The organism is Aeromonas sp. ZOR0002, assembly GCF_963866995.1.
GTDB classification, from domain to species: domain Bacteria; phylum Pseudomonadota; class Gammaproteobacteria; order Enterobacterales; family Aeromonadaceae; genus Aeromonas; species Aeromonas caviae.
Map to the genome: position 1 here is coordinate 3,682 of NZ_CAWMFQ010000262.1, position 7,924 is coordinate 11,605.

The following is a 7,924-nucleotide window of genomic DNA, read 5'->3' on the forward strand; positions in this document are numbered from 1 at the left end:
TGGCGCCATCGCGGGTGCGGCGGCCGGCAAGGCGGCAGGGGACAAACTCAACCAGGTTGACGGGGTCGAGCTCGAGATCAAGAAAGAGAACGGCGAATCCATCGTGGTAGTACAAAAGGCCAGCCCCACCTTTGTACCTGGTGCCCGGGTCCGCATGACCCAGGGCAACGGCACCATCAACGTGGCCGTGGTGAACTGATAGCGCCGTTCAAGGTGCAACTGCCATAAAAAAGGTGAGCCCGGGCTCACCTTTTTGCGCTCTGCACCACTTAAGATTCACTCCCCCAGATGCAGCCAGGCCGCGATGGACAGCTGCAGGCCCACCAGGTCGGCATGGTGGAACAGGGCATGCAGTGATGCACGATCCCCGGCCACCTGCATCATCAGACGCTGTTGCGCCTGCAGGTCGGCCAGCCAGGAGGGGGGCACCGTCAGCGTGCCTGCCGCCTCGGCAACCAGGGATATCCCCTCAAGCAGGGCATGCAGCGCCCGTTGTTGTTCGCCAGCATCGCCACTCTCGAGCCAGAGCTGCTCATGATACTGCCAGTGCTGCATACCCAGGGTAATGCTGGCCTTCTGATCTTTGCCCTCAATCCTTTGCAGGGGCTGCACGGCCAGTGGCTTGCCAAGCCCAGCCAGCCTGTATCCGCGCTGCGCCTTGGACTGGGCACCCAGCCGCAATCCTCCCAGCGCCGCCAGCTTGCTCGCCAGGGTGAACAGGGCGCGGGCATCGCCGGATTTCAGCTCCAGCTCCAGCTCGTCGAGCTCGGTACGCCCCAGGGCACCGACAATCTCCCCCTGATCCCACGCCAGCTCGATCTCGGCATCTCCGAATGCGATCAGCCAGTGGCGGCGCAAGAAATCGGTGCTGAACTGGGCCACCAGACGGTTCTGGAGTTCATCGCGCACCACCAGACTCGACCAGATATCCGCAGGAAAGGCAGACAGGGTCGGAATGGTGCCCTCCACCGGGGCGTTGTACTCGGGTCTGGCGTGCAATCCGCCCACGACCTGCCCCCGGCACTTGATGGTCTGCTCGGAAAAATCATCGCTGCGACGAATACGCAACCCCATGTCGAGCCCACGCAAACCCAGATCGGGCGTGTCGAAATAGACGTTGCCAAGAGCGGCTTGATTGGAAGAAATAATCTCTAGTGAATTCAGAAGGTTGGAGAGGGATTCTTGAATATTGCTGGTGACGAAAAACTTTATCTCGATCTCAGTTTGCATAGTCATTCCGGGCTGGCGGGCAACTTTGGGGGGCATGTTCAGGGTCGCGAGGATATAATGCCAGCGACAGTTCACGATTAATTCACGGTTTTATTGATGGCACAGTTCGGTTACCATGCGCCCCTCATAAAATCGTATCGAGTGTTTTTTCACCGACACAGGTTTGGCCATGCCAGTAAATACTATTTTGGGTCTTTTTGCCAAGTCCCCCATCAAGCCGCTGCAGAAGCATATCGTCAAGGTTCACGTGTGCTGCGAACAGCTCATTCCCTTCTTTGATGCCGTCGCCGAAGACCGCTGGGAAGATGCCGAGAAGATCCGGCAACAGATCGCCCAGCTGGAAAAAGAAGCGGATATCCTCAAGCGCGAAATCCGCTTGAAACTCCCTCGCGGCCTGTTCCTGCCGGTCGCCCGTACCGATCTGCTGGAGCTCTTGACCCAGCAGGACAAGATTGCCAACCGTGCCAAGGATATTTCCGGTCGCATGCTTGGCCGCAAGATGGAATTCCCCACCGAGATGCGCGCCGATTTCATGGCCTATCTCAAACGCTGTATCGATGCGACCGCCCAAGCCGAAAAAGCCATCGGAGAACTCGATGAGCTGCTCGAAACCGGCTTTAAAGGACGTGAAGTTGAAATGGTTGCCGAGATGATCCACCAGCTGGATCTCATCGAGGACGATACTGACACCATGCAGATCGGACTGCGCCAACAGCTGCAAGCCGTTGAGCACAAATACAATCCGATCGACGTTATGTTCCTCTACAAGATCCTCGAATGGGTAGGTGACCTGGCTGATCAGGCAGAGCGCGTTGGCGCCCGTCTGGAATTGATGCTGGCTCGTTCGTAATCGACTGACTGGGTAAACACTACTAATGGACATTATCGCAAATTACGGCACCACCCTGGTGCTCGTGGCGGCCTTGTTCGGCTTTTTGATGGCCTGGGGCATTGGTGCGAACGACGTCGCCAACGCCATGGGCACATCGGTCGGCACCAAGTCCCTGACCATCCGTCAGGCGATCATCATCGCCATGATCTTTGAATTTGCCGGTGCCTATCTGGCCGGTGGCGAAGTGACGGCCACCATCCGCAGCGGCATCATCGACAGCAACGCCTTTGCCGACACGCCGGATCTGCTGGTGCTCGGCATGATCGCCTCCCTGCTGGCTGCGGGTCTGTGGCTGATCCTGGCCTCCTATTTCGGCTGGCCCGTCTCCACCACCCACTCCATCATCGGCGCCATCGTGGGCTTCGCCGTGGTGAGCATAGGTCCGGAAGCGGTACAGTGGAACAAGTTTGGCGGCATCGTCGGCTCTTGGATCATCACGCCGGCCATCTCGGGCATCATCGCCTACTTCATGTTCATCAGCGTGCAGAAGCTCATCTTCAACACGGACAACCCCCTGGACAACGCCAAGCGCTATGTCCCCTTCTACATGTTCCTGACGTCCCTGGTCATCTGCCTGGTCACCATCAAGAAGGGGCTGACCCACGTCGGTCTGCACCTGAGCAATGGCGAGGGCGTCCTGCTCTCCGTCGCCATCTCCATCGCGGTGGCGTTTGCCGGCTGGATCTATATCCGCGGCCAGCAGTACAACCCGAAAGATGACAGCAAGATGCACTTCGCCAACGTGGAGAAGGTGTTCGGCATCCTGATGATCATCACCGCCTGTGCCATGGCCTTCGCCCACGGCTCCAACGACGTGGCCAACGCCATCGGTCCGCTCTCTGCAGTCGCCTCCATCGTGGCGGCCGGCGGCGAGATCGGCGGCAGCTCCCACATCGCCTGGTGGATCCTGCCCCTTGGCGGCATCGGCATCGTCATCGGTCTGGCCACCATGGGCGAGAAGGTGATGGCGACCGTCGGCACCGGCATCACCCACCTGACCCCGAGCCGTGGCTTCGCCGCCCAGCTGGCCACCGCCGCCACCGTGGTGATCGCCTCCGGCACCGGTCTGCCCATCTCCACCACCCAGACCCTGGTCGGTGCCGTCATGGGCGTCGGTCTGGCACGGGGCATCGCGGCCCTGAACCTGGGCGTGCTGCGCAACATCGTGGTCTCCTGGGTCATCACCCTGCCCGCGGGCGCCATCCTGGCCATCGCCATCTTCTACGTGCTGCAGGCCTGCTTCTCCTGAGCAGCCCACGCCGCACGACAAAAAGCCCGGGTCATTGACCCGGGCTTTTTTATGCTTCGCCCATATTACGCCGTCGATTGAGCGTCGATCGGCTGCGGCGTTTACTCCTCGATGAAGGTCCACTCGTCGCGCACCCGGCTGATGGCATCAAGCCGCCGCTTGGCAAGCTGCTCGCGGATTGCCTCCCCTTTGAAGCCGGCCGCCACTATCTCCTTGACCGGCACAGCCTGCGCCGCCTCCAGGGCCTCGGCGACATAGTCCGGCTGACTGTAGACCTTCTCTTCGAAGCCGGTACGACCGTGGAAGTCGGCGCGACAGGCATCGAGCAGCTGGGCAAAGCGCTCCGGTCTGCGCCAGGCATCGGCCTTGTCGAATACCTTGAGCAGGGTCGCGGGCTTGAGCTCGAAGGCAATGTGGATATGGGTGTGCAGGTCGCTCACCAGCAGTGCCAGATCGCGACACTCGTTCGGCACCCGGAAGCGCTCGCAAAAATCGCGAATGAGCGGCAACCCCTTCTGGCCATGGCCATGATGGCTCGGCCAGAAGGCGGGCGGGGTCAGCCCCTTGCCAAAGTCGTGGCAGAGGGACGCGAAGCGCACGGTCAGTTCGGGGGAGAGACGACATGCCTGCGCCAGCACCATCATGGTGTGGATGCCGGTGTCGATCTCCGGGTGCCATCTGGCAGGGGCCGGCACACCGAACAGGGCATCGAGCTCGGGGAAGAGCGCCTTGAGTGCGCCGCATTCGCGCAGCACCTCGAAGAAGATCTGGGGTGTCGGCCCCAGCAGCACTTTTTCCAGCTCCTTCCAGACCCGCTCCGGGGTCAGGTGGGCCAGCTCTCCAGCCTCCGTCATCTCGCGCATCAGCCCCAGCGTCTCGGGGGCCACCACGAACCCCTGGGCATGGAAACGGGCGGCGAAGCGCGCCACCCGCAGGATGCGCAGGGGATCCTCGGCAAAGGCCGGCGAGACATGGCGCAGCAACCGCGCCTCCAGATCCTTCACGCCGCCGTAGGGATCGTGCAGTTGCCCGTCCTCATCTTCGGCGATGGCGTTGATGGTGAGATCCCGACGCAGCAGATCCTGCTCCAGCGTCACCTCGGGGGCGGCATGGCAGACAAAGCCGGTGTAACCCTGCCCCTGCTTGCGCTCGGTGCGCGCCAGGGCGTACTCCTGCTGGGTTTTCGGGTGAAGAAAGACTGGAAAGTCTCGGCCCACCTGGGTGAATCCGAGACCCAGCATCTGCTCCACCGTGGCGCCGACCACCAGGTGATCCCTGTCACCCTGGGGCAGTCCCAACAGGCGATCCCGTACCGCCCCTCCTACCAGATAAATCTGCACGCGCACTCTCCCTCGATAAACTTGCCCCGATGATACCGCTTTTGGCCAAGAGAGACGATGTGCCCCCGCCGCACCGGGCTCGTCATCACTCGGCCGGGCGGCCGCTTTCCGCCATCGTCCTGGGTGAGTCAGCCCGTGGTTCGAGCCAGCTCCCCTTATGGTATCCGGGTCTTTGACATCCCTTTTGGGAGGCTTTAACCTGCCGCCCATAACAATGGAATGGATCCTTATGTACACACAGTTCTTCGGTCTGTCGGAGCCCCCGTTCTCCATCTCGCCCAACCCCAAATACCTCTATATGAGCGAGCGTCACGGGGAGGCCCTCGCCCACCTCAACTACGGGTTGCAGGACGGTGGTGGCTTCGTGCTGCTGACCGGGGAAGTGGGTACGGGAAAGACCACCGTCTCCCGCTGCCTGCTGCAGCAATTGCCCGCTGACACCGAGATCGCCTACATCCTCAATCCCTCTCTGACCGAGCGGGATCTGCTGGCCGCCATCTGCGACGAATTCCAGTTGCCCTACGGCGAAGAGGCCAGCCTCAAGCAATTGTTCGACCTTATCCGGGATCATCTGCTGGCGAATCTGGCGGCAGGCAAGCGCAGCGTGGTGCTGGTGGATGAAGCCCAGCACCTGCTGCCCGGCGTGCTGGAGCAGTTGCGACTGCTCACCAATCTGGAGACAGACGAGAAGAAACTGCTGCAGGTGGTGCTCATCGGCCAGCCCGAGCTGCAACAGATGCTGCGCCAGCCCCTGCTGCGCCAGCTGGCGCAGCGGATCACCGCCCGCTATCACCTGCTGCCGCTGTCGCGCCAGGATGTGGATGCCTATGTCCGCTTCCGGTTGCAGGTGGCAGGCTGCGTCCAGCCCATCTTCACCCCCAGGGCCATCCAGACCCTGCATCGCCTCTCCGGGGGCATTCCCCGTCTCATCAACCTCATCTGCGACCGCGCCCTCATCGCCGCCTTCGCCCGTGGCAGCCACAAGATAGTGCACGGGGACATCAGCCAGTCCGCGTATGAGGTGAGCGGCATTCGCGACGAGGGAAGCTGGCAATCCGGCCTCACGGTCGCCCTGGTGGGCGCCCTGCTGGTCGCCACCGGCTGGTGGGGCTGGCAATTCTTCGGATTCTTCCCAGCCCGCCCCCTGGTCAAGGTCGAGGTACCGGTCAAGGTGGATGACACGCCGGAGCAGCAAGCCCAGCTGACCCGCGCCATCAATCAGGCGCTGGAGCCGGACGTCGCCATGCAGAATCTCTACAAGGTATGGGGCTACCAGGCCGAGCTGGAGGAGGCAACCTGCGACAATGCCCCCCGTGCGGGCCTGCGCTGCCAGGAGGGAGAAGCCTCCCTGGCGCAATTGCAGGCGCTGCAATACCCGGCCCTCATCAGTCTCACCGACGAGACCGGCGGCCTCTATTACGCCACCCTGGTCAGCCTGGGGGCGGACAAGGCTTCCCTGCTCATCGGCAACCAGAGCTGGCAGGTGGACAGGCAGTGGCTCTCCGACGCCTGGGGCGGCAGCTACACCCTGCTCTGGCGCATGCCCAGGGGCAACGTGCCCCTGATAGCGAGCAATGCCGGGGCTGCCCAGGTGCAGTGGCTGGACAACGCCCTTAGCCGCGCCATGCAGCAACCCGATCGCAAGGTGAGTCGATTCGATGCCACCCTCAAGAACAAGCTGCAACAGTTCCAGCGCGAGCAGGGACTGACCCCGGACGGCATCGCCGGCAGCAACACCCTGCTGCGGCTGAATGTGGCCTCCGGCGAACCCATGCCCAGGCTGGAGGATGAATCCCTGCGAGCCAGTACGCCGGTCGATCTCGACAGCGTGGCGGATGATGAGACGGATCCCATGGTCGAGGAGGCCTCCTGATGTCCACCCTGCTCAAGGCCCTGCGCCGGGCCGACCAGCCCCAGTTCACCCCCCATATGCCGCTCATGGGTCTGCCCGTGAGCCAGGAAGAGGAGCCCAACCGCCGCTGGATCTGGTGGGCCCTGGTGCCCCTGGCCCTGGTGATGGGCGCCGCCGCCAACTATGGCTGGCACCTCTATCACCTCAAACCCGTGGAACAGCAGGTCGAAGTGAAGGAAGTGGTGACTCCCCCCTTCGTGCGGGTCGAACCCAGGCCCATGATCACCCGGCCGCTGCCGCCCCCCTTGCCGGAGCCCGTGGTCGCTCCAAGACCTGCCGCAACCCCGGCTGCGACTACCGCAAACCAGGGGGGGCAGAGTCTGGCAGAACGGCTGATGGCCGCCCTCAACAACACGCCGCTGGTGGAAGAGAGTGCGCCCCAGGCTCAGGTCCAGACCAGTGCCATCCCCCTCGGCGCCCTGGCCCCGGCCCTGAAACAGCAGGTACCGTCCCTGACCTATGGTGCCCACAACTACTCCTCCGACCCTGCCAAGCGGGCCGTCGTGCTCAATGGACGGGAGTGGCGCGAGGGCAATGAAATAGCCCCCGGTGTCATCCTGGCAGCCATCGCCCAGGACTACATCGTCCTGCAGGTCGACGGCCAGTATGCCAGCCTCAAGGCGCTGCAAGACTGGCGCGGCTGATCTGCCGGCATCCGGTGGCCCTCCCCCAGGAGGGTCACCGCCCATTCTGAGGGAGCCCGAGAGCTCCCCTTTTTAATCAATAACCTACACTCGACCTTTGCCATGCGCCGGGTCGGGGATCGCCCTCCTGATGGCGGGCGGACTTATCATCAGAACATGAGCACACTGTGAGCCATTCAGACAACACCACCTTCGCCACCCGCATTCTGGACTGGTACCATATCCACGGCCGCAAGACCCTGCCCTGGCAGCAGAACAAAACCCCCTACCGGGTCTGGGTCTCCGAGATCATGCTGCAACAGACCCAGGTTGCCACTGTCATCCCCTATTACGAGCGGTTCATGGCCCGCTTCCCCGACGTGCTGGCCCTGGCCAACGCCCCCATCGACGAGGTGCTGCATCACTGGACCGGGCTTGGCTACTACGCGCGCGCCCGCAACCTGCACAAGGCTGCCCAGCAGATCCGCGATCTGCACGGCGGCCTCTTTCCGGAACAACTGGAAGAGGTGATGGCCCTGCCCGGCATCGGTCGCTCCACCGCCGGGGCCGTGCTCTCCCTCTCTCTGGGCCAGCCCCACGCCATCCTGGATGGCAACGTGAAGCGGGTACTCACCCGCTGGCTGGCGCTGGCGGGCTGGCCGGGCCAGAAGCAGGTCG

The 7,924-nt window shown here is 62.8% G+C and carries 7 protein-coding genes and 1 pseudogene; 6 read left to right on the forward strand and 2 right to left on the reverse strand.

The window, feature by feature from the left end; translation table 11 throughout:
* Window positions 1-199, forward strand: a pseudogene (locus AACR77_RS14150) (hypothetical protein); the annotation flags it as partial.
* Between the two features lie 77 nt (window positions 200-276).
* On the opposite strand, the gene AACR77_RS14155 reads toward AACR77_RS14150, so the two are convergent.
* A complete protein-coding gene (locus AACR77_RS14155; protein ID WP_042882411.1) occupies window positions 277-1,230 on the reverse strand; it encodes a CYTH domain-containing protein in 954 nt (317 codons plus the stop codon).
* A gap of 169 nt (window positions 1,231-1,399) precedes the next feature.
* On the opposite strand from AACR77_RS14155, the gene AACR77_RS14160 reads away from it, so the two are divergent.
* Both AACR77_RS14160 and AACR77_RS14165 read left to right on the forward strand, forming a co-directional pair.
* Window positions 1,400-2,080, forward strand: coding sequence for a TIGR00153 family protein (locus AACR77_RS14160; RefSeq protein ID WP_010675736.1), 681 nt, complete (start codon window positions 1,400-1,402; stop codon window positions 2,078-2,080).
* A 25-nt stretch (window positions 2,081-2,105) separates the two neighbouring features.
* The gene (locus tag AACR77_RS14165; protein WP_010675737.1) at window positions 2,106-3,371 is read left to right on the forward strand and encodes an inorganic phosphate transporter; all 1,266 of its coding nucleotides are present in this window, start codon (window positions 2,106-2,108) and stop codon (window positions 3,369-3,371) included.
* Window positions 3,372-3,472: 101 nt separating this feature from the next.
* Here AACR77_RS14165 and AACR77_RS14170 read toward each other — a convergent pair whose 3' ends face one another.
* The gene (locus AACR77_RS14170) at window positions 3,473-4,711 is read right to left on the reverse strand and encodes a multifunctional CCA addition/repair protein (RefSeq protein ID WP_042882412.1); all 1,239 of its coding nucleotides are present in this window, start codon (window positions 4,709-4,711) and stop codon (window positions 3,473-3,475) included.
* Between the two features lie 229 nt (window positions 4,712-4,940).
* On the opposite strand from AACR77_RS14170, the gene AACR77_RS14175 reads away from it, so the two are divergent.
* The 3 genes from AACR77_RS14175 to AACR77_RS14185 all read left to right on the forward strand — a co-directional run.
* Window positions 4,941-6,584, forward strand: coding sequence for an ExeA family protein (locus AACR77_RS14175; protein ID WP_010675739.1), 1,644 nt, complete (start codon window positions 4,941-4,943; stop codon window positions 6,582-6,584).
* Complete coding sequence (gene exeB / locus AACR77_RS14180) at window positions 6,584-7,267, forward strand: GspB family T2SS assembly factor variant ExeB (RefSeq protein WP_042882413.1); 684 nt, start codon at window positions 6,584-6,586, stop codon at window positions 7,265-7,267. The genes AACR77_RS14175 and exeB overlap by 1 nt, the downstream gene beginning before the upstream one ends.
* 167 nt (window positions 7,268-7,434) lie before the next feature.
* The coding region (locus AACR77_RS14185) for an adenine glycosylase (protein WP_042882414.1) at window positions 7,435-7,924 on the forward strand (490 nt) is incomplete at its 3' end.